Source organism: Weissella thailandensis (genome assembly GCF_005405465.1).
Lineage (GTDB): Bacteria > Bacillota > Bacilli > Lactobacillales > Lactobacillaceae > Weissella > Weissella thailandensis.
In genome coordinates this window covers 1-24959 of record NZ_BJEC01000009.1, presented here as the reverse complement: position 1 = coordinate 24959, position 24959 = coordinate 1, and the positions used below count along the sequence as shown (strand labels likewise).

Sequence of the window (24959 nt, the reverse complement as noted above, 5' to 3'; positions counted from 1 at the left end):
ATGATAGAATAAGACGATAAATTTTCGATAGAAAAGGGGTTTCTGAAATGTCAGGACATAGTAAATGGCATAACATCCAAGGACGTAAGAACGCCCAAGATGCAAAGCGTGGTAAGATTTTCCAAAAGTTAGCTCGTGATTTGTACACGGCAGCTAAAGCAGGCGGTGCAGATCCAGACACAAATTCAGGATTACGACTAGTTGTTGATAAGGCTAAGGCAGCAAACATGCCTAAGGATAATATCCAACGTGCTTTAGATAAGGCATCTGGAGCCAATGGTGCCAATTATCAAGAATTAACTTATGAAGGATACGGACCAGCAGGTATTGCTATTTTAGTGGAAGCTTTAACAGATAATACTAACCGTACTGCTTCTTCTGTACGTTCATCATTCAAGCACTTTGGTGGTGAGCTTGGAACATCAGGTTCAGTCTCATTCCAATTCGACCGTAAGGGTTATCTTGAAATTGAACGTGATGAAGATACAGAAATTGATGAGGATCAATTGTTGGAAGATATGTTAGATGCTGGTGCAGATGACATGAAGACGTTTGATGATCAATTTGAAATCTACACTGATCCTAAGGCATTCCCTGAAGTACGTGATGCTTTAGCAGAGAAGGGTTACGAATTCAGTATGGATGAAGTAACAATGATTGCACAAAACCCAATGGCTGTACCTGAGGATAAGCAAGAATCATTGGAAAATCTAGTTGCTGAATTGGAAGATAATGAAGACGTACAAGCAGTATTTACAACAGCTGAATAATGGCGTTTTATTTTCCGAAAACGATTAAGAGAACTTGTTTTATCAACAAGTTCTCTTTTTATTTAAAATAATATTGACTAATAATTAAATTAGGGATAGTGTTAAAATATTATTTATTTGAATAGAGTCGTTAACGTGTTCTGCCACAGACTTAAACATTTGATTAGGACAACTTTTGTTGAAACTACTATGGCTTTAGGTATATCAAATGTGTTTTGGTCATGTTGGCAGTTTACGTTAACATGATTTTTTTAGGGAGAAGAACTTATTATGTTGGAGCGTTTCTTTAAGCTATCGGAAAACCATACAACAGTACGGACCGAGGTCATCGCGGGTATTACAACCTTTGTGGCCATGGCTTATATCATCTTTTTAAACCCCTCAGTCCTTTCATTGACAGGTATGCCAAGCCAAGGTGTTTTCTTGGCAACGATTTTAACGGCAGTTACTGGTACGTTAATTACTGGTTTATTTGCTAACTTACCATATGCACTTGCTCCGTCAATTGGTATGCAAGCTATGTTTACATATACCATCGTGTTTGGCCTAGGATATACTTGGCAACAAGCGCTAGGAATGGTATTTTTGGTTGGTTTAGTTGATGTCATTATTACTTTGACTAAAGTTCGTTCATTGATTGTGAAGTCAATACCAGCCCAGTTAAAACATGCAATTGCTGCTGGTATTGGTTTATTTATTGCTTACATTGGTTTAAAGAACGCTGGCTTTATCAATTATTTGGTAAATGCAGAAAATATTATTTCTTTGAATAATACACCATTTAATGGTGGTGGTGCTAAGACTATTGAAACCCTTACGAGTAATGGTGGTACAACCCCTGAGATTGCAACCTTCACTGATCCATCTGTCATCTTAGCATTGATTGGGCTAATTATCTTAGTATTATTAGTCGTTTCGAATGTACCAGGTGCCTTCTTGATTTCTGTGTTTGTAACAACTTTAATTGGTATTCCAATGGGAGTTACCAATACTGATCTTGGTGGCTTGTCATCATTTACTTCAACATTCCATGATTTTGGTTCAATTTTCGGACAAGCATTAGGTTCTGATGGGTTATGGTCAATGTTTACGTCACCCAAAAACATTTTGGTAGTTATTTTAACAGTCTTTTCAATGGGACTTTCAGGGCTATTTGATGCGATTGGAACCTTTATTGGAACTGGTATTACAAGCGGTATCTTTTCAAAGGAAGATCAACGAGAATTCTATGAAAATAAAGGATTCAAGTCAAAAATGGATCGTGGTTTAGTTGCCGATACTTTTGCAACTATGTTTGCTGGAATTTTTGGAACTTCAAATACAACCACATTTATTGAAGCTTCGGCCGGTATTAAGGCTGGGGGTCGTACAGGACTAACCTCTGTCGTGATTGCAATTGGTTTCTTATTGTCAATCATTGCGGCACCATTAGTTAATGTAATTCCAAGTGCTGCGACGGCTCCTATTTTAGTGGTTGTTGGTATTACAATGATGAATGAATTTAAGGCAATTGATTGGGAGGATGTGGAAGTTGCCATACCGGCCTTCTTTACTTCAGCATTCATGGCCTTGTCATACTCGATTTCATATGGAATTGCCGCTGGATTTATCTTCTATGTCTTGATCAAGAGTGTAAAGCGTAAGTTTAGTGAAATTAGTGTTATTTTGTGGATCGTGTCATTATTGTTCGTTTTGAACTTCGTTGTAATGGCTATTGATTAATTTAAAATAGAATATTTTAAGTATAAAGAAGTTGGAACATGTATTTTGTTCCAGCTTCTTTTTTGTTAAAGATGGACAATTCGAGAGGAACAACGTCTCTGTTAATGTTAGGAGGTGAAAGTCAAATGCAAAAAACATTTTATAAGCTTATGGTTGCTGCTTCAGAACGTCATGCAAGTGATATTTATATTTGGCCAGATTCAGATGGGTTTCAAGTTATCTATTATTCGGCTATTGGTATTGAAAAAGTACATCATTTTAATACGAAAATCGGTGAGGCGCTTATTCGTCATATCAAATTTTCAGCTCATATGGACATTAGTGAGGTTCGTCGACCGCAACTCGGACGTTTGCACTATTCGATAGACCAACAATCATTGCACTTACGAGTTTCAAGTGTGGCAGATTTTTTAAATCGTGAATCAATTGTCATTCGCTTAATTTATGATATGCAGGACAATATTTTAGATTGGCAACCCAAGCATCAATTAAATGAATTAGCTGATCTTCTAAAATTAAAACAAGGATTGATTTTACTGGCGGGGCAGATGGGCTCTGGCAAGACAACGACGCTTTATCATGTTGCAACTAATCATTTAGATAATCAAATGGTGCTAACAATTGAGGATCCTGTCGAATTAGTCGCACCAGAATTTTTACAATTACAGGTAAATAATGCTGCGCATATGGGATATGAACAGCTACTGAAGTTAGCATTACGGCACCATCCCGATATTATGATTATTGGTGAAATTCGAGATGCTGAGACTGCTCATATCGTTGTTCAAGCAGCGCTGAGTGGTCACTTGATTTTGAGTACTGTGCATGCCATGTCAATCAAAGGTATTTGGTATCGCTTACGAGCATTCGGTGTGCCAATAGATTTATTAAATCAGGTGGTGGTTGGTTTGGGTTATCAGGAAATGATGACTCACGACAACCAGGCGTATGTACATTTAAAAATGACTAGTGGCAAACAGTTAAATGAATTATTGGTGGATTTAAAAAATGCAGAAACAAATGCAATGGCGTCGCAAGCTTCAAGTTGAATTTTTTGAAAACTTATGTCACTTATCAAAGGTTGGTTTTGATTTAGAGAATTCATTAAAGATGTTACAGGTGTTACTTAAGTTGCCAGTAAAGGATATGGCAAACATTATGGCTGGTTTAACGGCTGGCAAGACTTTTGCGGCAGTCATGACACCTTATGTCAGGAGTGAAATTGTACAACAGCTTGACTTTGCAATCATTCATGGCCGATTGACCCCATTGCTCCAAGAATTAGGTGCTCGCGAGCGAATAAGATTAACACAATTTAGTAAATTACGCCAAATACTGTTATATCCAATGGTTTTGATGGTTCTTTTACTTATATTAATTGTTGGCTATTTGACTGTTTTACTGCCTGAATTTAGGCAAGCGGGTATGAATTTATCAACTTTAAATTTACGTTTCAATACTTTTTGGATTATAACAGGCTGTGCACTGCCTATAATTAGTTGCTCACTTAGTTTTTGGTGGTTTACGAAGCAACGGTGGGAGATGCGAATGAAGTTGCTGATGAGGTGCCCTATTTTAGGCCCGCTATTAAGGCTTAGTATCGAGTATTATATTTCATTACAATTAGGTCTCTTAATATCGAGCGGGGTGCAGCTGGTGACTATTGTGGAGCGAATTCGCCAAAATTCACAAAATGAACTGCTTTCTTATATTAGTGATAAGGCTTGGCAAGCATTAAGTAACGGGGAAGATATTCGTGATTTTGTGTTATCTGTCGATTTATTACCAAAGGAATCTGCATTATTGTTCAAGCTTGGGCACACACAACAACAAATTGGTGAAAATTTCCAAATATTAGCGAGTCGTAAATTTGAATTGTTAGATGAACGCATCAAAAAGTATCTAACGCTAATTCAACCAATTTGTTTTGCTATTATCGGTCTGATTGTTATTGGGTTATATTACTTAACGCTGGTACCAATGTATAAAAATATGGGAGGAATCGTGTCATGAAAAAGAAGCAATTTTCACGCCGTCGAGGTTTTACTTTAATTGAAGTTGTGACGACGTTATTCATTATTGGCCTGTTAGTCGTATTGATTTATCCTAATGTTGCCAGTATTCGTAAAGCGGCTGAAGACCGCCAACGAACGGCACTAATGCACACATTGCAAAGCCAAATCAATATGTACCATATTGCACATGAAGACGGTAACGGCCAAGCAGTTACACTAGCTAATTTAATGAATTCAGGTTATTTAACCAATTCACAAGTACAGCAAATGACAAAAGCACACTTTGAAATTAAGGGTGATAAGGTAGTTCAAGGCAAGTGATATGAACCGAAAAGGCATCATGTTGTTCGAAACAATGATTGTATTAGCTATCTGTGTCGTACTTACTGTACCAGCAATATTACCGAAGTACGAACATGCTCGAAATTGGCAAAATGTAAAGCAGGAATTTGCCCAGAAGTATATCAAAGAACAGCAAAAAGTTGTTTTAGGAAGAGCGCTTGATTTTAATATCTATGGGGAGGGCGATACGCTTTGTATAGGTGATGAAGAAATTAAATTACCTAAGGGGTGGTGTACTAGTAATTATGTGCACATTAATTGGCGACCAACCACTGTAATTGCTGGGACAATTCGTTTTTACAATCGTATGACCAATGAACGTGTTTCATTAATTTTTCAATTAGGAGGTGGCGCTTATCGGTTCACAACGTAAGGGGTTTATTTTAATGGAGGCCTTAGTGAGTATGGTGGTTGTTTTGGGCACGTTGTTGATCGGTTGGCAATCGATTGAATCTGTTAGTCAACGCAACTGTTCCGATGAACATGCCATCAATGTTATAAAGGAAAAATATTATAAGGAACGTAAAGCATGGTTAACAGGAACAGATTTACGTTAATTGAGTGTATGGTGGCACTAATGATTCTTAGTGGTCTATTGTTTACCTTTGCCATCACAACACAGGGGCTCAAACTCGTTAATCAGCAACATAATTATGAAATCCAAAAGGTACAGGTTACACGGTTAATTGATCGCTTAGAAAATGATGCTTGGAACTATCAAATTATTAAGGCCACTGAGCATGTTTTAACAATCAAAAATTTGAAAACAGATAAGACGTATCGTCTTGGATTATGGGGGCACTGTTTGTGCCTATATCGTCAAGACGGCAAATTTTTATCTTACATGTTGCAAGTGAAAAAAGTGAATTTTAAACAGTTAAGGCCGCATTTATATAACATGACCTTGCAGTTTACAAATGGGGCAATTTTTAAGGAAGAAATATATATTAATGGTCAGAAAACGTAAGGCAATCATTTTAGTCCAGACAGTTACCTTGAGTTGTTGCTTATTGATGGGATTAACAGTTTGGTTAGGAAAACAAATGACACAACAACAGGTCAGAAAACAAGAGTATCAATATTGGTTAGGCCGTTATCAAGCTGTACACTATATACGAAATTGCAAGGAAATTAAAGTTGATAAACGATTATTTGTTTTACCACGTGTCATTGGCATTGCCAGGGGACACTACATTGTAAAGGTTACGGAATTACAAACAGTCAGGGTACCACAAATAAATAAATGATATAGCGCTTGTCAGTTATCAAGAAACTAGCTAAACTAGTCTCTAGAATGAAAGATGAGGTAACGACATGTACGAATCAATTGAAAGCAGTGTCAAAAATCTACAGGCAGCTCAGCAGAAACTAGTGGATTTCCTAGATATTGCATCAATAGAAGCTTTAATTATTTTATTTGAAGTGATGTTAGAACAGACTGATGAGGATTGGGCATCATTATCTGATGAACAAAGGCAGGATATTCAGTCAGATGTCCAAGCAGCAAAGTTTTCAGATCTACAAGTGGCCAACCGACGCCAAGTGATACAATTTTTGCTAGTTGGCACGATTCATCAGGATGGTTTACAGGCTAATTATCAGGTGACGCCTGATGCAATCGGCATGTGGATTGCCTTTGTTGCTGATACGTTTACTGAGGGAAAAGAGGCGGTGCAACTTAAGGATATAACTCTTGGTACCGGAAACTTATTGGCAACGACGAGTCAAGTATTACAGTCTGCGGGGAAAACGGTCCACGTTAAAGGATTTGAAAATGATGATACGATGTTGACAGTTGCAAGTGGTGTTGCAGCGTTACTAGACGAATCATGGCAAATTTCATTAACTGATAGTGTGGCGACAAAAATGACGGCAGATGCTGACGTTGTTATTGGTGATTTACCTATTGGTTATTATCCTCAAGAAATTTCGGAAAATTTTGCAACAAAAGCTGAGGAAGGCTTGACATTTGTACATCACCTATTAATAGAGCAAAGTATTGCTGCATTAAAGCCAGGTGGTTTGGCAATTTTAACCGTACCAGCAAATTTATTTGAGAGTGACCAAAGCAAAAAATTGTTAAGTTATATACAAACTGATGGGGTGTACTTTCAGTCTCTTATTCAATTACCAGATAAATTATTCAAAGATCCCAAATTAGGAAAAGTAATCTTGGTATTACAACGTTCTGGAGACAATGCTAGACAAGCAAAACCTGTCATGTTAGCCAAGGCACCAGAATTAACTGATGGACCTGAAAACAAAAAGTTTGTGACAGAATTGACAGCTTGGATGAAGGCAAATCACTTATATACTAAGTGATAGCAGTATCTTGTTGATGGCTTTATGTACACGAAAGTTGATTATTTGTGATATACTATTTTGAGTTAATAATGAATTCCGTATGGAAAGAGGAGATAAGTATATATGGCTAAGACAATGGCGATTAATGCTGGATCATCATCATTAAAGTTTCAATTATTTGAAATGCCAGCAGAAACAGTAATTGCAAAGGGACAAGTAGAACGTATCGGTATGAGCGATGCAATTTTTACTTTGAAATTTAATGGGGAGAAAACTGAGCTTGTGCAAGAAATTGCTGATCATGAAGCAGCAATCAACTTGTTGCTTGAGCAATTAAAGGCACACGAAGTTATCGCAGACCTTACAGAAATTACTGGTGTTGGTCACCGTATTGTTGCCGGTGGTGAGTGGTTTAACAAGTCAGTTATTGTTGATGATGAAGCGCTTGACAAGATTGAACGTTTAGCTGCATATGCACCATTGCATAATGCATCAGAAGCATTGGGAATTCGTGTATTCCAAAAGTTACTACCAAATGCTACTTCAGTTGCAGTGTTTGATACGGCATTCCACCAAACAATGCCTAAGAAGAATTACCTATATGCTTTGCCATATGAATACTATACAAAGTATGGTGCACGTAAGTATGGTGCACACGGAACATCTCATATGTATGTTGCCCAACGTACTGCTGCATTGCTTGGTAAGAAATTAGAAGATATGAAGTTGATTACTTTGCACTTAGGTGCGGGTGCATCAATTACTGCTATCAAAGATGGTAAGTCATACGACACATCAATGGGATTCTCACCATTAGCCGGTGTTATGATGGCTACACGTACAGGAGATGTTGATCCTTCTCTTGTTTACTACATTCAAAATCGTGAAGGATTATCAAACGATGAAATGCTTAATGTTTTGAATAAAAAGTCAGGATTATTAGGAGTATCATCACTTTCTTCTGATATGCGTGATTTGGAAGCTGTTTCAGATACTAATGATCATGCAGCATTGGCATTGGAGATCTTTATTGATCGTGTTATTCGTTACATTGGGCAATACTATGTTGAGCTTGGTGGTGTAGATGCATTGACATTTACTGCTGGTATTGGTGAAAATGATGACGCTGTTCGTGCAGAAATCATTAACCGCTTAGGATTCATGGGTATTAAGATTAATGCCGAGAAGAATGCTTCACGAGATGATGAAATCATTTTGTCAACGGATGATTCAACTGCAGCGGTTTTGAAGGTTGCTACTGATGAAGAACTTATGATTGCGCGTGATGTTCAAGCATTACAAGATAAGTAATAATAAGTAATTTCAATATAATATTATGAAAGCTGGAACTATTTTGGTTCTGGCTTTTTATTTGGTAATTAATCAAAGCATCATTAGGTCGATTGCATGAATTCTGGTAAAATAAATTAAGTGACTAATTACTTTGGCTAAAGATTAGGAAGGAGAAAGTTTATGTACGCGCGAGTAATTGTTGATGTACCAACAAGGCAAACCAACCAACCATATACCTATCACATTCCTAGTCTTTTTTCAGAAGCGCTGGTACGTGGTATGCGAGTGGTCGTTCCTTTTGGTAAGGGGAATCGATTGGTACAAGGTTTTGTGATTGAAATTAGTGATGAGGCAGAGCAACCTGACAAATTGAAAGATATTATGCAGATTGTCGAATTAGAGCCAGTCTTAAATGATGAATTATTAGAATTAGCAACTTGGGTTGCAAATTATAATTTTGCATTTCGTATCAGTGTACTGCAAACAATGTTGCCAAATGTTATGCGTGCTAAATATAGCAAGGTTTTGCGACTCGTTGAACCGGAAGCTTTGAACGACTTACCAGAGGTTAAAAATTTATTTGTTGATCGTGATGAGGTACCGTTTGATGCTGAAAATGTTGATATGGCGCTAGTACCTACTTTGTTGAAATTACAAAAACAACGCGTGATTGAAATTGGTTATGTTGTAAAAAATCGAGCAAAAGTTAAAAAAATTAATGCGTTAAAACCGATTAAGTCAGTAGAGTTTTATAAAAATCAAAGATCACAATTACGTCCGTCTGCTGTGAAACAAGCGCGATTACTTTCCTACCTGATACAATCGTCCCAATTATTTGTTCCAGTTAAAGAAGTGATTAAATCGTACCGATTAGATTACGCATCAGTCAAACAAGCAGAAAGTAAAGGCTGGCTTATTCAGAAGCCGTTAGAGGCATATCGAATTCCAAAACTGAGTACGCCTGTGAAAAGCACACAACCCTTGGCTTTAAATGCAGAGCAACAAGAAGCTTACATAAATATTGCAAATAATGTCTCGCAACATGATACAAAAACTTTTTTGTTGGAGGGCGTGACAGGTTCTGGAAAAACAGAAATTTACCTACAGACCATCGCAAAGGCATTGACTGTTGGGCAAACAGCACTAATGTTAGTGCCTGAAATCACTTTGACACCACAAATGGTGCGTCGCGTGAAAGGCCGCTTTGGTGATGATGTTGCCGTAATGCATTCGGGACTATCTGATGGCGAACGATATGATGAATGGCGACGTGTACAACGATCAGAGGTGCACGTCGTGGTTGGCGCAAGATCAGCAGTTTTCGCACCTCTTAAAAATATTGGCCTTATCATCATTGATGAGGAACATGAATCATCATACAAGCAAGATGAAAACCCTAGATATCATGCACGAGATGTTGCGCAATGGCGTGCAAAATATCACCAGGCAACGTTGGTTTTGGGATCGGCAACGCCATCATTAGAAAGCCGTGCACGTGCGCAAAAAGGTGTTTATCAGTTATTAACATTGAATCATCGTGCAACGAATAGTACATTACCAGAAACACATGTCGTTGATATGCGAGAGGCTATTAAACAGGGTGGTGATGATGTTTTTTCACCACAATTGTTAGCGACTGTTAAAGATCGTTTAGCTAAAAAGGAACAAATTGTCCTGATGCTAAATCGTCGGGGTTATGCTAATTTTTTAGTTTGTCGTGAATGTGGGTACACGCCACGTTGTGTTAATTGTGATGTGGCGTTGACCGTTCATAAAGATGTTTCACGATTAGTTTGTCATTACTGTGGTTATAGTGAAACTATACCAACGAAATGTAAAAATTGTGGTTCAATAAGGATTCGTCAGTTTGGTACTGGAACGCAGAAAGTAGCTGAACAATTACAGCAACAAGTTCCGCAGGCACGAGTATTACGTATGGACGTTGATACGACGCGTAAAAAAGGATCGGTTGATCGATTGTTGACAGCCTTTGGTAACCATGAAGCTGATATCTTATTAGGAACTCAAATGATTGCCAAAGGGTTAGACTTTGCGAATGTTACTTTGGTGGGCGTGTTAAATGCTGATACAACCTTATCATTGCCTGATTTTCGTGCCTCAGAACGCACATTTCAATTACTAACTCAGGTTGCTGGCCGAGCTGGTCGTGGGGATAAATCTGGAAATGTTATTATGCAGACCTTTAATCCAGATCATTATGCGATTCAGTTAGCTAGACATCAGGATTATGAGGCTTTTTACCATCAGGAGATGGCACTTAGACATGCTTGGCGATATTCACCATATTATTTTACGATTCAAATCAAATTTGCACATGAAAAGGTTGATGAATCAGCAAAGGCTGCCTATGAAATTGCTAATTGGTTGAAAGATATTATCAACAATGAAACAATCATGCTGGGACCAGCCACAGGAACGATTCCACGTATAAAAAATAAATATTATTATCGATTAGTTATTAAATATCGACATGATGATAATTTAATGCAGGCACTTGCAAGCTTAATGCAAAAAGGTCAGCAATTACAAAAACAGGGTGTCACAATCATGATTGATCGTGAGCCAATTAATTTCATGTAGTTACAGATAATATCGCCCAAACGGGTTGATATTATCATACATATATGTATAAAGGAGTTAAAAAAGCAATGACAAGTATTGTTTTCATGGGTACACCGGAGTTCGCGGCCCCTATTTTACAAAGTTTAATTGATGATTCAGCCTATAATGTATTGGCTGTTTTGACACAACCGGATCGACCAGTTGGGCGTAAACGTATGCTTAAACCAACGCCAGTAAAAGAAGTTGCAGTGGCGGCCGATATTCCGGTTTTACAACCAAATAAGTTATCAGGTTCTGATGAAATGGCACAAATTATTTCATTAGCACCTGATTTCATTATTACGGCTGCTTATGGCCAATTTCTACCAACCAAGTTATTAGATGCGGCTAAAATGGGGGCTATTAATGTTCATGCATCATTACTACCTAAATACCGTGGTGGAGCACCAATTCATTATGCTGTTTTAAATGGCGATGAAAAGACCGGTGTCACAATTATGTATATGATTAAAGCAATGGATGCGGGAGATATTATTGCGCAAGAAGAATTGCCAATTTTACCTGAAGACAATACTGGTTCACTGTTTGAGAAATTAAGTTTATTAGGTCGTGATTTATTATTAGTTACTTTGCCAAAATTAATTTCAGGGGATGTGACACCTGTACCACAAGATGTTGATAAAGTAAGCTTTTCACCCAATATTCAACCTGAGGAAGAGATTCTTGATTTTACGAAATCAGCTCAAGTTATCCATAATAAGGTTAGAGGCTTGTTTCCATTTCCGATTGCCCATACGTCAATTAATGGCACGCGGACGAAAATTCAACAAACACATCTGGTTGATGAGACGACAGATGCAAAGCCCGGCACGGTTGTGAAAAAAGGAAAGCATGAATTATGGTTGGCGGCTGGCGATGGACATGTGATTGCAATTGATGAATTGCAGCCTGCTGGTAAGCCTAAAATGACAATCACAGCCTATCTAAATGGTCATGCAAATTTTGCAGAGGGAGATCAAGTAATTACTTATGAGTAAAAAAAGTAACCAAAAAATTGCTAATTGGGAATTAACTAATCCTCGTGCTTTATCGGTTCGTGTTTTAGAAAAAGTGCACAATGGGGCATACTCTAATTTGCAACTAGATAGTATGATTAAGCAAGCCAATTTGTCGGAGAAGAACGTTCATCTGTTGACAACAATGGTTTATGGTGTAATCCAACATCGATTAACTTTAGAGTACTGGCTAACACCGTTTATTAAGCAACCACAGAAGCTGGATGCCTGGGTGCGTGAATTATTGTATATTTCATTATTTCAGATGCAATATTTGGATAAAATTCCAGATCATGCGATTCTTGACGAAGCCATTAATATTGCAAAACGTCGTGGCCATGATGGTACGCGAAAGTTCGTTACAGGTGTTTTGCATGCAATCCAAAGACAAGGTCTGGCCGACTTTGAAGGCATTGAAGAAGAAACACAACGTTTATCAATCAAAACGTCGCTACCATTGTGGTTGATTGAAACGTTAAATAATCAGCTTGGTTGGTCTAAGACAGTTGCTATTGCATCGGCAATTAATGAAGCACCAAAGCAATCCGTACGTGTAAACCATGAGCTGACTTCACCAGCAGCGGTGACGAAGTTGTTAGAAGACGATGGGTATCATGTGGCATCTTCTGAAGTCACTCCTGATGCATTATTGGTTTCTGGTGGTCATGTTGCTGGCTCACAGGCTTTTCAAGATGGTTTGTTAACCCTACAGGATGAATCAGCAATGCTAATGGCCCCTAGTCTGGAGATTATGCCAGATAGTAAAGTGCTTGATGCTGCCGCTGCACCAGGTGGTAAAACGACACAAATTGCAACGTACCTGGGCCAAGCACAAGGTGGTCATGTTGTCGCTTTAGATATTCATGATCACAAAGCTAAATTGATTAAAGAAAATGCCAATCGATTACATGTTGCAGACCGCATAGAAACACAAGTTTTGGATGCGCGAAAAGTAAGTGAAAAGTATGAAGATGAGACATTTGATCGTATCTTAGTGGATGCACCTTGTTCAGGCTTTGGATTGTTACGACGGAAGCCTGAAATTAGGTATGAAAAAACATTACAAGATAGTTACCAATTACAGAAAATTCAACGTGCTATTTTAGAAGCAGTTGCAAGTAAGTTAAAAAAGGGTGGTCGTCTTGTTTACGGTACATGTACGATTTTGCAAAGTGAAAATGAAGATGTTATCAATGACTTTTTAGCAAGTCATAGTGAGTTTAAATTAGTGCCTACTAAAACAGTCAATAACTTAGATGTTTTGGATGATCAAGGCATGTTACACGTGTACCCTGATGATTTTCAGTCAGATGGTTTCTTTATAGCGACATTAGTTAAACAATAATGGATTGTAGTGATGAAGGGATGATAAGATATGAAAATAGCATATGCATCTGACACTGGCCGTATGCGTGCCGAAAATCAAGATTATGTCAGTGTTTTTATCAATCAATCAGGTGCGCAGCTAGCTATTGTTGCTGATGGTGTTGGTGGTCAAAATGGTGGGGATGTTGCAGCGACGATGGCTGTTTCCCACATTGGTAATCAATGGCAACAATCAACGATTGACACAGTCGAAACAGCTAAGCAGTGGTTAATTGAACAGGTTAATAGTGAAAATGACACAATTGTGAAGACGGCCCAACGTTATCGAACGCTAAATGGTATGGCAACAACTTTAGTGATTGCGGTAATATTGGCAAATCAACTAATAATTGCTAATATTGGTGATTCCAGAGCCTACGTCATACGACAACGTCAAATGAGACAATTAACAGTAGATCATAATTTGGCGAATGAATTGTTGCAAGAAGGTGCTATCACAGAAGATGAGGCAGTGACTCATCCTGGCCGGCATTTGATTACACGTCAATTAGGTGTGACAGATGATTCAAAACCAGATTTGTTTGCGATTAATTTATACCCAAATGACTATGTTTTGATGACGACAGATGGTATGCCGAAACATGTTAGTGACGAAAATATCTTACAAACGGTTTTATCAGCTAATGATATTGCTGATGCGGTTACGCAGTTAATTACGAAAACAAATAATGCTGGCGGATCAGACAATGTGACTGTACTTATTGGTCACCAAGAAAGTGAGGACTACTAAATGCGAATAGATCAATTAATTGGTGAACGATATCGCATTGTAGAACCACTTGGCGAAGGTGGTATGGCTAACGTTTATCGTGCGCATGATATTATTTTAGATCGAGACGTGTCGTTAAAGCTGATGCGTTTGGACATGCGAGATGATGAGGCTGTTCGTCGACGTTTCAATAATGAAATTGCTGCGACATCAGCTATCTTGCACCCAAATATTATTCAGGTATACGATTATGGTGAAGAAGGTGGCTCACAGTATTTAGTAACTGAGTTTGTTTCAGGAATGGATTTAAAACGCTATATTGCAGAGAACTGGCCGATTCCAGTTAGTCGGATTGTTGATATTATGCAAGAGATTCTGGCTGGAATAGCAGTTGCCCATCAAGCTGGGATTATTCATCGTGATTTAAAACCGCAAAATATTTTGATAAGTAATGAAGGCGAAGCAAAAATTTCAGATTTTGGAATTGCTAGAGCACAGACATCATTTGGTATGACGCAAACAAATACAGCAATTGGGTCTGTCCATTATATGGCACCTGAACAGGTTCGTGGTGAAGTTGCTTCTAATCGTAGTGATATTTATTCATTAGGAATTATGCTATATGAAATGATTACTGGACATGTACCATTTGAAGGTGAAACGGCGGTGGCAATTGCCGTTAAGCACGCTCAAAATCCAATGCCATCAGTAAGAGAGGTCGACCCACGTGTGCCACAGGCGCTGGAAAATGTTATTTTCAAAGCAACAGCTAAAAGCCCGATGAGCAGATACACTTCAGCCCAAGCGATGTTAGATGATTTAGAGACTGTCTTGTCACCAAATCGAATCAATGAACCAGTTTGGCATGATCCTAATGATGCTGAGGAAGATGATACTGAGACCAAAGTTATTCCGTTGGCACAAATTAAGGAAGTGGCAAGTCAACGTCCAGCTGAAACGAAAAAGCCTGAACCACTTGTAAAAGAAAATCATGTAGACGCTAGTAAAAAGAAGCAACAATTTGCTGCTAAATCTAAAAATAAACGACGTCGCCGATATATATGGTTAGCATTACTAGCACTGGTGATTATAATTGGTGGTTTTGGTGTTTATGGTGCAATGCAACCAGATAATGTTCATGTGTCTGATGTACGTGGTATGACACAAGCTAATGCTGAAAAGACTTTGGATGAAGACGGATTAAAGATGGGTGATATTACGACGAAGCATTCAAGTGATATTGATCGTGGTAAGGTCATTCAAACTAAGCCAAAGGTTGGTAAAACAGTGGCAGCAAATTCAGTGATTGACTTAGTTGTTTCTAATGGACCAGCCAAAGTACGCTTTGGTGATTACGTCAATGAGAAGTACAGTACAGTTAGTGACAAACTAGAAGATAAAGGCTTTACAGTCACGAAAAAGGAAGAAGTCAGTGACACGGTACCAAAGGGATACATTGTGTCACAAAATGTGGATGCAGAAGACAGTGTGGTACCAAGCAAAACTAAGGTAAAATTCAAAGTCTCAACTGGTCCAAAAAGTTATACGGTACCTAATTTTACTGGTAAGGCCCAAAGTACAGTTAGTGCGTGGGCGGAAAGTAATGGTGTCTCAGTCGATTTTAATAGTGTTTATTCAAATAGTATTCCAGCTGGCTATGCCGTTTCTCAATCAATGACACCAGGTAGTAAGCTGACTAAAAGTGATGTCTTGCTGGTGACGATTTCAAATGGTCCAAATGCGGCATCTCATTCATCAAGTAGTGAATCAAAATCATCAAGCAATAATGATAATAGCAGTAGCGAGAACGAAAGTGATAATGACAGTGAACGCGAGAGTAGTAGTTCATCGCAAAATAGTTCATCAAGCAGTGAGTCTGAGGATACGACGTCTGATTCAACTAGTGAACCAGAATCAGAGAGTTCGCAATCATCTAGTTCATCATCAGAGTCAGATTAGTTAAATTAGATAGGAGTTTAGATGGCAGAATATCATGGACAAATTCAGTTAGCATTAGCGGGATTTTATGATGTCTTAACCGCAGAAGGCAAAACTTTTCGAACCCGTGCGCGGGGAAATTTTCGTAAAAAATCATTAAAACCATTGGTGGGTGATTGGGTCACTTTTAGTGCTGAAACGGCTACAGAAGGGTACATTCTTGCTATTGACGAACGAAAGAATAGTATTGTCCGTCCGCCGGTGGCTAATGTTGATCAAGTAATTATTGTTACGGCAGTGAAAATGCCGGATTGGTCAAGCAATTTGTTGGATCGTCAACTTGTCGCACTTGAAGAGAAAAATATAGAACCAGTTATCTATTTTACGAAAACTGATTTACTGAATAGTGAAGAAAAAAAGATGTTTGCTACGATTGCTGATGGGTACCGTCAGATTGGTTATCAAGTTATCTTACCAGAGGAGGCTTTTGACGAAACGAGTCTTGGTCAGGTTGAGCAGCTACTAGCAGATAAGTTAAATGTTTTAATGGGACAAACTGGTGCTGGGAAAAGTACGCTACTAAATCATATTTCACCAGAGCTTAATTTAGCTACTGGTGAGGTATCACAGGCGTTGAGTCGTGGTCGTCATACGACCCGCCAAGTTGCATTAATTAATTTGTTTGATGGTTTTGTAGCCGATACACCAGGTTTTTCAGCCTTTGAAGTTTTTGATATGCCTGCCCGAGAATTGGGACAGTATTTTCGAGACTTCAACCATTTTTCAAGTAACTGTCGATTTCGAGGGTGTGTTCATTTGAATGAACCTGGTTGTGCAGTTAAAGAAGCTGTGGCTGAAGGGAAAATTATGGCGAGCAGATATGAGAATTATAAATTATTTTATGATTTGATTGCGGGTCGACGCCCGGTTTATAATAAACATGATAAAAAACATTAGTAGTACTTTTAAAGAGGGTAAAAATTATGACAATTAAAGTTGCACCATCTATTTTAGCTGCGGATTACTTGAATTTAGCCCATGATGTAGCATTAGTGGAAAATGCAGGGGCCGAGTTATTACACATTGATGTGATGGACGGTTCATTTGTGCCAGCTATCGCCTATGGACCAAATTGGGTAAAAGCATTGCGTAAAGTAAGTAATATGACACTGGACGTTCACTTAATGGCCGTTAAACCTGAACGCTATATTGATGAGTTTGCGGCTGCTGGTGCAGATATTATTGGTGTGCATTATGAGGCAACGAACCATATTCATCGTGCATTGCAACAAATTAAAGGCCATGGTATCAAAGCAGAAGTTGTCATTAATCCCGGCACAGCAGTTTCTTTGATTGAACCAGTTTTGTATATGGTTGATCAAGTATTGGTAATGACTGTTAACCCCGGGTTTGGTGGTCAAAAGTTCCTACCTGAAATGATCGAGAAAATCGCTACTTTGAATCAAATTAAACGTGAAAAGGGCTATGATTTCGATATTGAAATTGATGGTGGTGCTAATGATGAAACGACTAAGATGGCTTATGACGCCGGCGCAACGGTAGCAGTAGCTGGTTCTTATGTTTATGATAAAGTGGATCCTGCAGCCAAGATTGCAAAATTGAAGGAAGTTACGGCTGACTAATGAAACGAATACGTTTGTTGATTGGTGGGCCAGTCACAGAATGGCCAGATGATTTAAAAAGCGGGCAACTTGCCGGACCATGGGCGGCTGCAGACCGTGGGTCGTTGCGCTTGTTGAATTTAGGACAAATTCCGATTTTAACAGTTGGCGATTTTGACTCCGTAACTACTGAAGAACAACAAAAGTTAGTTGATCAATTACCTAAAATTGTTAGTGTTAAGCCTGAAAAGGATGACACGGATACCGAACTATTGTTAAGTCTGGTTGAAAAAAATTACCAACCAGACGAAATTGAAATTTATGGTGCAACGGGTGGTCGTATAGATCAATTATTATCGAATATTTGGATTTTTACGCAACCACGTTTTTCTGCCATAGTTGAAAAAATTACGATAATCGATCGGATTAATCGCATTTCATTCTTTTTACCAGGTGAGCATACGATTGAAAAAGAGCCAACGATGAAGTATCTTGGTTTCATGCCATTAACGCCAGTTAGTGGACTGACTCTAGACGACGAAAAATACCGATTAACTAACTGGTCTGGGAATCCATTTTCGTTTTCTTCAAATGAGTTTGATGGTACAGTCAATCATTTTTCTTTTAAAAGTGGTATCGTGGCTGTTATCCAAAGCCGAGACTTAATTGGGCAAACTGCTGATCAGTAAAAAAACTGTAAAGTAAAAATACTTTACAGAAAACTCTTGCTTATTGTGTAAGGGTTTGGTATTATTATTCAAGTAAATAAAAGCACTGAATTTAAAAGAGCTTAAGATTGGAGGGTAAACATATGGCAGTTGATGTAGTCAATGGAAAGCGTACTCGTTTTAGTAAGCAACGTTCACACGCCCTTAACTCAAGTAGTCGTAGCTGGAAGCCTAACTTGCAAAAAGTAACGGTTAAGATTAACGGTTCAGCACCTAAGAAGGTGTACCTATCAGCTCGTACTTTGAAGGCTGGTTTGAAGAACGGCTCAATTGAGCGTGTATAAGATAAAAAGCTGCCGTTTGGTAGCTTTTTTCTTTTATACGGCATAAAAATGATTGCGGCGATTACTAGCCGGTACTAATGCCAAGCTTGTGGTAGAATAGTATTAGCTTTATATGGAGGTCATTCTAATGGCAGTAAAGATCCAAACAGCACAAGGTGCTATTGAAATTGAAAATGACGTCATTGCAACGATTGTAGGTGGGGCAACAACTGATAACTATGGTGTTGTCGGTATGGCCAGCCAAAATCCGTTGCGTGATGGTGTGAATCAGATATTGAACGGTGATAACTTCTCAAAGGGTGTTGTTGTTCGCCAACAAGATGGTGGTGTCACGGTAGATGTTCATATTATTGTTGGATATGGCATGAAAATTTCCGAAATTTCTAAGAGTGTACAATCACGTGTTAAAAATGATTTGAACGTTATGTTAGGCGTTGTTGCTAGTGAGGTAAATGTGACGGTTCAAGGCGTACGTATGCTAGGGGATTAGCCTGGTTATAAGGAGTTAAATACTGTGGAAGTTGTAACGACAATTACCAACGATGAGTTTGGTAAAATGATTAACGCAGCAGCGGATGCGTTAAAAAATAATGCGGAAAAAATAAATAAATTGAATGTTTTCCCCGTTCCTGACGGAGATACAGGAACAAATATGACTTTGTCGATGGCTAGTGGTGCCGAGTACGAACGCAATGAAAATGATACACATCTCGGTAAGTTAGCTCAAGCAACGGCAAAAGGTCTATTGATGGGAGCTCGTGGAAACTCGGGAGTTATTTTGTCTCAAATATTTCGTGGTTTTGCGGCAAAAATTGCTGATAAGCAAACTTTGTCAGCTCGTGATTTAGCGGATGCCTTAATGGGTGGTGCTGAAACAGCTTATAAAGCTGTTATGAAGCCAACTGAAGGAACTATTTTAACAGTTATTCGTGAGGCTGCTTCAGCCGCAAATCAGACAGCGAAAAAAAGTGATGATGCTACCCAAGTCTTGGGCGATGCATTAGAGGCAGCTGAAAAAGCCCTTGCCTCAACGCCAGAATTATTGCCAGTTTTAAAAGAAGTTGGTGTTGTTGATTCTGGTGGTCAAGGATTAGTGATTGTTTTGAGTGCTTTTTATGCCGTATTGTCTGGTCAAGAAGTAAAAACCGAGTTAGACAATGCTAATCTTGATGCAATGGTTCTTTCATTACACAACGCTGGTGTGCAAGGTGAATTGAATCCAGAAGATATCCAGTATGGTTACTGTACTGAAATTATGGTGGATATTGCTAAGGGAACGACCTATAATCAGAAATTTGATTATGATACATTTTATAATCATCTTGCTGGCTTGGGTGACTCATTACTTGTCATTAACGATGATGATGTTGTCAAAGTTCACGTTCATACAGAGGACCCAGGTGATGTTATTAACTGGGGAACCCAATTTGGGTCACTACGTAAAGTTAAAGTAGATAATATGCGTGATCAGCAAGCTGAAGCAGCTAGTGTTGCAGCTGAACAAAAGTCTCAATCAGTTGATGAAGGTAATGAAAATGGCCCTGAAATAGCAATTATTACAACTGCTGCAGGGGAAGGTATCAAAGAAATTTTCGCTTCTGCAGGAGCAACTGTCATTATTGATAGTAAACAAGCACCTGCAACACAAGATTTGTTGCAGGCAATTAAAGATAGTCATGCGGCAAGTGCGATTATATTGCCTAATGATGGTAATATCTTTATGGCAGCTGAACAGGCTGTTTCTCTAGCCGATGTACCTGTTAAAGTCGTGAAAACGAAGACGATTCAACAAGGATTGACGGCGCTTGTTCTAGGATATGACCAATTGAAGTCACTTGATGAGAATGAAGCAGCTATGTCTGCAATGATTCCTGAAGTTAAATCTGGATCGGTGACGACTTCTGTTCGTGATACAAAGATTAATGGGTTATCTATCCAAGCTGGGGATGCCATTGGTCTATTAGACGGCGAAATCGTTGTTGCAGTTCCTGAGGCAAATGTTGATCAAGCTGCGTCAGAATTGTTGGCAAAAATGGTCGATGAAGATTCAGAAGTGGTTACGATTTATTATGGTCAGGATTCAACAACTAATGCAGCTGAAGCGCTACAGACAGCTGGTGAAGCACTAGATGATGAATTAGAATTTGAAATTCATGATGGTGGTCAACCACTATACCCAATTTTGCTATCAGTTGAATAGTAATCTAATGTGTTATTCAGTTTAAATGCACAATAAAAAACATGTCAGAATTTATTTAAAAGGTCTTTGGTGCATAAGTTACTAAGGACCTTTTAGTCGTTTAATCAGAAAGGAGGGGAAATATGCCAAGCTTAATGGATAGTATTGCAGAATTGTCAGGTGTTGGTCCAAAACGTGAACAAGCCCTTAATAAATTGGGTGTGTTTACAATTGATGATTTATTAACGTATTATCCAAGGCGTTACAATGATTTAGCACAAAAATTACCTTCTGAAACGCTGGATGGCGAGAAAGTAACGTTTAAAGGCTTGGTCACTTCCCCGCCAGTTGTTAGCCGGATGGGGTTTAAAAAGACACGCTTAAACTTTAGGCTGACGGTGTCTCATGATACGGTTCAAATTTCTTTTTTTAACCAGCCTTGGTTAAAGAAAAATATTGTGGTTGGTGAAGAAGTTGCGGTTTATGGCACTTATAGTAAGACTCATCAAAGTTTATCGGCTATTAAAATCATGCCTAAAAACAACGAAAATGAGTTAGAAGCTATTTATCCTTCTTCAAAGGAGATAAAGGCAGGAACGATTAAAGATTTAGTCTTTCAGGCCTTAGGTAAATATGGTGACTTACTGACCCAGGAAATTGTGCCAGCAGATATTCGACGTAGATACCGCTTATTGAATTATCACGATACCATTTTTGGTATGCATGCACCTGATGATGAACTCATGGCCGAAAAAGCGCGGCGTACCGCATCGTTTATGGAATTTTTTGTTTTTCAAATGCGATTGCAAGTTATCAAACAAATGGATCGACAAAATCAAGGACGTTCAGTGGAATTTGATAATCAAAAGTTAAAGGCGTTTATTAAAACGTTGCCCTTTGAATTAACAACTGCACAAAAAAAGGTTGTCAACGAAATTGTGCGTGATATGCGAAGACCTGTACATATGAATCGTTTGCTACAAGGTGATGTTGGGTCGGGGAAGACAGTTGTTGCTGCATTAGCGATGTACGCAACGATTACTGCGGGCATGCAGGCAACTTTAATGGCTCCTACTGAAATTTTGGCACAACAACATGCGCGCACGATAGGAAATTATTTTAATCCAAATGAAGTACGTGTCGAAATATTAACAGGGGCGACTAAAGCAGCAGCCCGGCGACAAATATTATCAGATTTAGCGGATGGTGATATTGATATTTTGATTGGAACACATGCGTTGATTCAACCAGATATTGCGTTTCATAATCTTGGTCTGGCAGTTATTGATGAACAGCATCGTTTTGGTGTGCAACAACGGGCGACTCTTCGAAAAGTGGGAGTCAACCCAGATATTTTGGCCATGACCGCGACACCGATTCCACGAACTTTAGCTATTACAGCATATGGTGAAATGGATGTGTCAATTATTGACCAATTACCTGCAGGTCGGAAACCAATTAAAACGTATTGGTTACGTCATAATAAATTCGAAAAGGCTATTCAGTTTGTTAAAGAGCAGCTAGCGACGGGTGCCCAAGCTTATGTTGTGACACCCTTAATTGAGGAATCTGAAACATTGGATGTTCAGAATGCGCAAGCGGTTTATGAAGAACTGTCGGCCTACTTTGCTCCTAAGTTTAACGTTGGTTTATTACACGGACGGTTATCGAATGAAGAAAAAGATAGTATTATGGCAGCGTTTAAGGCGAACCAATTTCAAGTTTTGGTGGCAACAACCGTGATTGAAGTTGGTGTTGATGTGTCAAATGCAACCATGATGTTGATTCTGGATGCTGATCGATTTGGCTTATCGCAACTGCATCAGTTACGCGGTCGAGTTGGGCGTGGTGAACGGCAAGCGTATACTTTCTTAGTAAGCGACCCCAAAACCCAGTATGGTATCGATCGTATGGAAGCGATGGTTGAAACGACCGATGGGTTCGTCTTAGCTCAAAAGGACTTAGAATTACGTGGTGCGGGTGATGTTTTAGGAAATCGTCAATCAGGTGTACCAGAGTTTAGGGTTGGTGACCCCATTGCTGACTTGGCTATGATGAACGTTGCCCAGGAGGAAGCAATTGAAATTGTTTCACAGCCTGATTGGGATAAATCGCCAGAGATGGCCGGATTGGCTGAAATGTTATCAGAAACAATGGGTCGATATCGTAATTTTGATTAAAAGTTACTTTATATTTTTACCAGGACGATAAAATGTGTTACATTTTATAGTATTGCAATTATAAAAAGAAATAAATCCGTGAGGGAGTCAATTATGTATAAAATTGCTGTTGATGCAATGGGTGGTGACAATGCACCCGAAGCGATCGTAGCTGGTATTGAACAAGCACGTGATAACATGCCAGATACAGAATTTTTGCTATTTGGTCAATTAGATAAAGTAAAGCCATTAGTAAAAAATGAAGAACGTTTGACGTTAATACAATCTGATGAAATCGTAGAGATGGGTGAAGAACCAGTTAAAGCCATTCGTCGTAAAAAGCAAAGCTCTTTAGTTATGGCAGCACAAGCTGTTAAAGATGGGAAAGCAGAAGCAATCTTTTCAGCCGGAAATACTGGTGCCTTATTAGCGGTCGGTATTTTCACGGTAGGTCGTATACGCGGTATTGATCGCCCAGCACTATTGACTGTTTTACCAGCGCTTGATGGTCCGCATGATGCCTTTGCTATGATGGACGTTGGTGCGAATGCTGAAAATCGCTCAACTCATCTATATCAATATGGTATTTTGGGCTCATTCTATGCGCAAGAGGTTCTAGGGTATGATAACCCGCGTGTTGGACTATTGAATAATGGTGCCGAAGAAGATAAGGGTGATCCAATTCATAAAGAAGCCCATCAACTGTTAAAGCATGGTGCCTCACAGTCTTATTTGAATTTCGTAGGAAATGTAGAATCTCGTGACCTGCTACAAGGTCCAGCAGATGTTGTGGTTGCCGATGGATTTTCAGGTAATGCAGCTTTGAAAGCAACTGAAGGAACGGCCCTTGCAATGCTACGCTTAATTAAGCATGCTATTCTAGACGGTAATGTCAAAACTAAATTAGCTGGATTAATGTTGAAACCAGCCATGAAAGACATTCAGTCACAGTTAGACTATTCGCAACATGGTGGAGCAGTCGTTATAGGGGTTAAAGCACCAGTTGTTAAAACTCACGGTTCGGCAGGACCTAGTGCAGTTTCCAACACAATGGGGCAGATACATACTATGTTAGAAACTGACCTTGTTTCAAAGACAGAGGCATTTGTTGCAGAGCATAAGTCTGATTTGTCAAAATCGGCTGAGTAGATTAGACGTTACGATAAAAATAAGATACGCTTAGGGTAAATGATTTAAGAATAGGAAGTAGTTATCATGGAACGACAGGAAATTTTAGATAAGGTAATCACATTAGTTGCTGATCATTTTGAATTAGATCCAGCTAGTATAACTGGTGAAACTAACTTAACAAAAGATATTGATGCAGACTCAATTGACTTTGTTGAATTAGTCTTAGAAATGGAAGACGAATTTGGTGCTGAAATTTCAGACGAGGACGCCGAAAAGTTAATTACAGTTAATAATACTGTTGATTACATTGCAGCACGCGCTAAGTAAATTCGTTAATTGTCATATTAAAATAGGCAATATCATATAAACTGAGGTTGAACTGAACCCCAAAAATTGGAGAGAAGTTTAAGCAACTAGCTGGTCGGAAAGACTTCGGTATTGAACCGGAGTTTTTCCGGCCAGCTTTGTTTTAATCCGTTTATTGTTGTAGTAATAGATATAATTATTGACGGCAGACTTCAGCTCGTCATAGTTTTGATAATGGTTATTATGGACAGTTCCTACCTTCAAGAGATGAAAGAAGCTCTCCGCCATAGCATTATCTAGACAGGTCGCTTTGCGACTCATACTTTGAAACACATGGTTGTTCTGCAAACGTGAGACATATTCATAATTTTGATACTGGAATCCCTGGCCAGAGTGGATTGTTAAACGGTAATTTAATTTGGGTCTAGTATTT

26 protein-coding genes are annotated in these 24959 nt (G+C 38.8%); 25 read left to right on the top strand and 1 reads right to left on the bottom strand.

All coding sequences use genetic code 11. The annotated features are described in order from the left end of the window. Positions 1–47: 47 nt before the first annotated feature. The 25 genes from FFM62_RS05235 to acpP all read left to right on the top strand — a co-directional run bounded on the left by FFM62_RS05235 (position 48) and on the right by acpP (position 24547). Positions 48–770 carry a YebC/PmpR family DNA-binding transcriptional regulator gene (locus FFM62_RS05235; protein ID WP_115471167.1) on the top strand — a complete coding sequence of 241 codons (723 nt, stop codon included), beginning with the start codon at positions 48–50 and terminating at the stop codon, positions 768–770. Between the two features lie 270 nt (positions 771–1040). Further along, on the top strand, positions 1041–2492 hold the full coding sequence (locus FFM62_RS05230) for an NCS2 family permease (protein WP_115471166.1): 1452 nt from the start codon (positions 1041–1043) through the stop codon (positions 2490–2492). Between the two features lie 125 nt (positions 2493–2617). Next, positions 2618–3541, top strand: coding sequence for a competence type IV pilus ATPase ComGA (gene comGA / locus FFM62_RS05225; RefSeq protein ID WP_115471165.1), 924 nt, complete (start codon positions 2618–2620; stop codon positions 3539–3541). After that, entirely contained in the window at positions 3501–4505 is a 1005-nt protein-coding gene (locus FFM62_RS05220; RefSeq protein WP_115471164.1) for a type II secretion system F family protein, read from the top strand. The genes comGA and FFM62_RS05220 overlap by 41 nt, the downstream gene beginning before the upstream one ends. Beyond that, entirely contained in the window at positions 4502–4828 is a 327-nt protein-coding gene (locus tag FFM62_RS05215; RefSeq protein WP_115471163.1) for a competence type IV pilus major pilin ComGC, read from the top strand. Before FFM62_RS05220 ends, FFM62_RS05215 begins: the two co-directional genes overlap by 4 nt. A gap of 1 nt (position 4829) precedes the next feature. Next, entirely contained in the window at positions 4830–5222 is a 393-nt protein-coding gene (locus FFM62_RS05210; RefSeq protein WP_115471162.1) for a hypothetical protein, read from the top strand. Between the two features lie 13 nt (positions 5223–5235). Then, positions 5236–5406 carry a hypothetical protein gene (locus FFM62_RS10115; RefSeq protein ID WP_165845904.1) on the top strand — a complete coding sequence of 57 codons (171 nt, stop codon included), beginning with the start codon at positions 5236–5238 and terminating at the stop codon, positions 5404–5406. Positions 5407–5426: 20 nt separating this feature from the next. Beyond that, positions 5427–5816 carry a hypothetical protein gene (locus FFM62_RS05205; RefSeq protein WP_240005918.1) on the top strand — a complete coding sequence of 130 codons (390 nt, stop codon included), beginning with the start codon at positions 5427–5429 and terminating at the stop codon, positions 5814–5816. After that, positions 5800–6096 carry a hypothetical protein gene (locus FFM62_RS05200; protein ID WP_075270004.1) on the top strand — a complete coding sequence of 99 codons (297 nt, stop codon included), beginning with the start codon at positions 5800–5802 and terminating at the stop codon, positions 6094–6096. Before FFM62_RS05205 ends, FFM62_RS05200 begins: the two co-directional genes overlap by 17 nt. A 67-nt stretch (positions 6097–6163) precedes the next feature. After that, on the top strand, positions 6164–7171 hold the full coding sequence (locus FFM62_RS05195) for a class I SAM-dependent methyltransferase (protein ID WP_115471160.1): 1008 nt from the start codon (positions 6164–6166) through the stop codon (positions 7169–7171). 105 nt (positions 7172–7276) lie between these two features. Continuing rightward, positions 7277–8464, top strand: a complete 1188-nt coding sequence (locus FFM62_RS05190) for an acetate/propionate family kinase (RefSeq protein ID WP_115471159.1) — start codon at positions 7277–7279, stop codon at positions 8462–8464. 162 nt (positions 8465–8626) lie between these two features. Then, positions 8627–11047, top strand: a complete 2421-nt coding sequence (gene priA / locus FFM62_RS05185; protein WP_115471158.1) for a primosomal protein N' — start codon at positions 8627–8629, stop codon at positions 11045–11047. A gap of 68 nt (positions 11048–11115) precedes the next feature. Further along, positions 11116–12066 (top strand): methionyl-tRNA formyltransferase, encoded by a 951-nt coding sequence (gene fmt / locus FFM62_RS05180; RefSeq protein ID WP_115471157.1) that lies wholly within the window; start codon positions 11116–11118, stop codon positions 12064–12066. Next, positions 12059–13429 carry a 16S rRNA (cytosine(967)-C(5))-methyltransferase RsmB gene (gene rsmB, locus FFM62_RS05175; RefSeq protein WP_115471156.1) on the top strand — a complete coding sequence of 457 codons (1371 nt, stop codon included), beginning with the start codon at positions 12059–12061 and terminating at the stop codon, positions 13427–13429. The genes fmt and rsmB overlap by 8 nt, the downstream gene beginning before the upstream one ends. A 30-nt stretch (positions 13430–13459) precedes the next feature. Next, positions 13460–14200, top strand: coding sequence for a Stp1/IreP family PP2C-type Ser/Thr phosphatase (locus FFM62_RS05170; RefSeq protein WP_115471155.1), 741 nt, complete (start codon positions 13460–13462; stop codon positions 14198–14200). After that, positions 14201–16138, top strand: a complete 1938-nt coding sequence (gene pknB, locus FFM62_RS05165; RefSeq protein WP_115471154.1) for a Stk1 family PASTA domain-containing Ser/Thr kinase — start codon at positions 14201–14203, stop codon at positions 16136–16138. It begins immediately after the preceding gene. Between the two features lie 21 nt (positions 16139–16159). Next, on the top strand, positions 16160–17074 hold the full coding sequence (gene rsgA / locus FFM62_RS05160) for a ribosome small subunit-dependent GTPase A (RefSeq protein WP_115471153.1): 915 nt from the start codon (positions 16160–16162) through the stop codon (positions 17072–17074). Positions 17075–17100: 26 nt separating this feature from the next. Beyond that, positions 17101–17760, top strand: a complete 660-nt coding sequence (rpe, locus tag FFM62_RS05155; RefSeq protein WP_115471152.1) for a ribulose-phosphate 3-epimerase — start codon at positions 17101–17103, stop codon at positions 17758–17760. Next, complete coding sequence (locus FFM62_RS05150) at positions 17760–18428, top strand: thiamine diphosphokinase (protein WP_115471151.1); 669 nt, start codon at positions 17760–17762, stop codon at positions 18426–18428. Before rpe ends, FFM62_RS05150 begins: the two co-directional genes overlap by 1 nt. A 122-nt stretch (positions 18429–18550) precedes the next feature. After that, positions 18551–18751: a large ribosomal subunit protein bL28 gene (locus FFM62_RS05145; protein ID WP_115471150.1), complete on the top strand. Its 201-nt coding sequence runs from the start codon at positions 18551–18553 to the stop codon at positions 18749–18751. A gap of 127 nt (positions 18752–18878) precedes the next feature. After that, entirely contained in the window at positions 18879–19241 is a 363-nt protein-coding gene (locus FFM62_RS05140) for an Asp23/Gls24 family envelope stress response protein (protein WP_115471149.1), read from the top strand. 24 nt (positions 19242–19265) lie between these two features. Continuing rightward, complete coding sequence (locus FFM62_RS05135; RefSeq protein ID WP_115471148.1) at positions 19266–20951, top strand: DAK2 domain-containing protein; 1686 nt, start codon at positions 19266–19268, stop codon at positions 20949–20951. A gap of 122 nt (positions 20952–21073) precedes the next feature. Beyond that, positions 21074–23110, top strand: coding sequence for an ATP-dependent DNA helicase RecG (gene recG / locus FFM62_RS05130; protein ID WP_115471147.1), 2037 nt, complete (start codon positions 21074–21076; stop codon positions 23108–23110). Positions 23111–23203: 93 nt separating this feature from the next. After that, positions 23204–24238, top strand: coding sequence for a phosphate acyltransferase PlsX (gene plsX / locus FFM62_RS05125; RefSeq protein WP_115471146.1), 1035 nt, complete (start codon positions 23204–23206; stop codon positions 24236–24238). Positions 24239–24304: 66 nt separating this feature from the next. Further along, positions 24305–24547, top strand: a complete 243-nt coding sequence (acpP, locus tag FFM62_RS05120; protein ID WP_075269988.1) for an acyl carrier protein — start codon at positions 24305–24307, stop codon at positions 24545–24547. A 78-nt stretch (positions 24548–24625) separates the two neighbouring features. Here acpP and FFM62_RS05115 read toward each other — a convergent pair. After that, the coding region (locus tag FFM62_RS05115) for an IS3 family transposase (RefSeq protein ID WP_218022159.1) at positions 24626–24959 on the bottom strand (334 nt) is incomplete at its 5' end.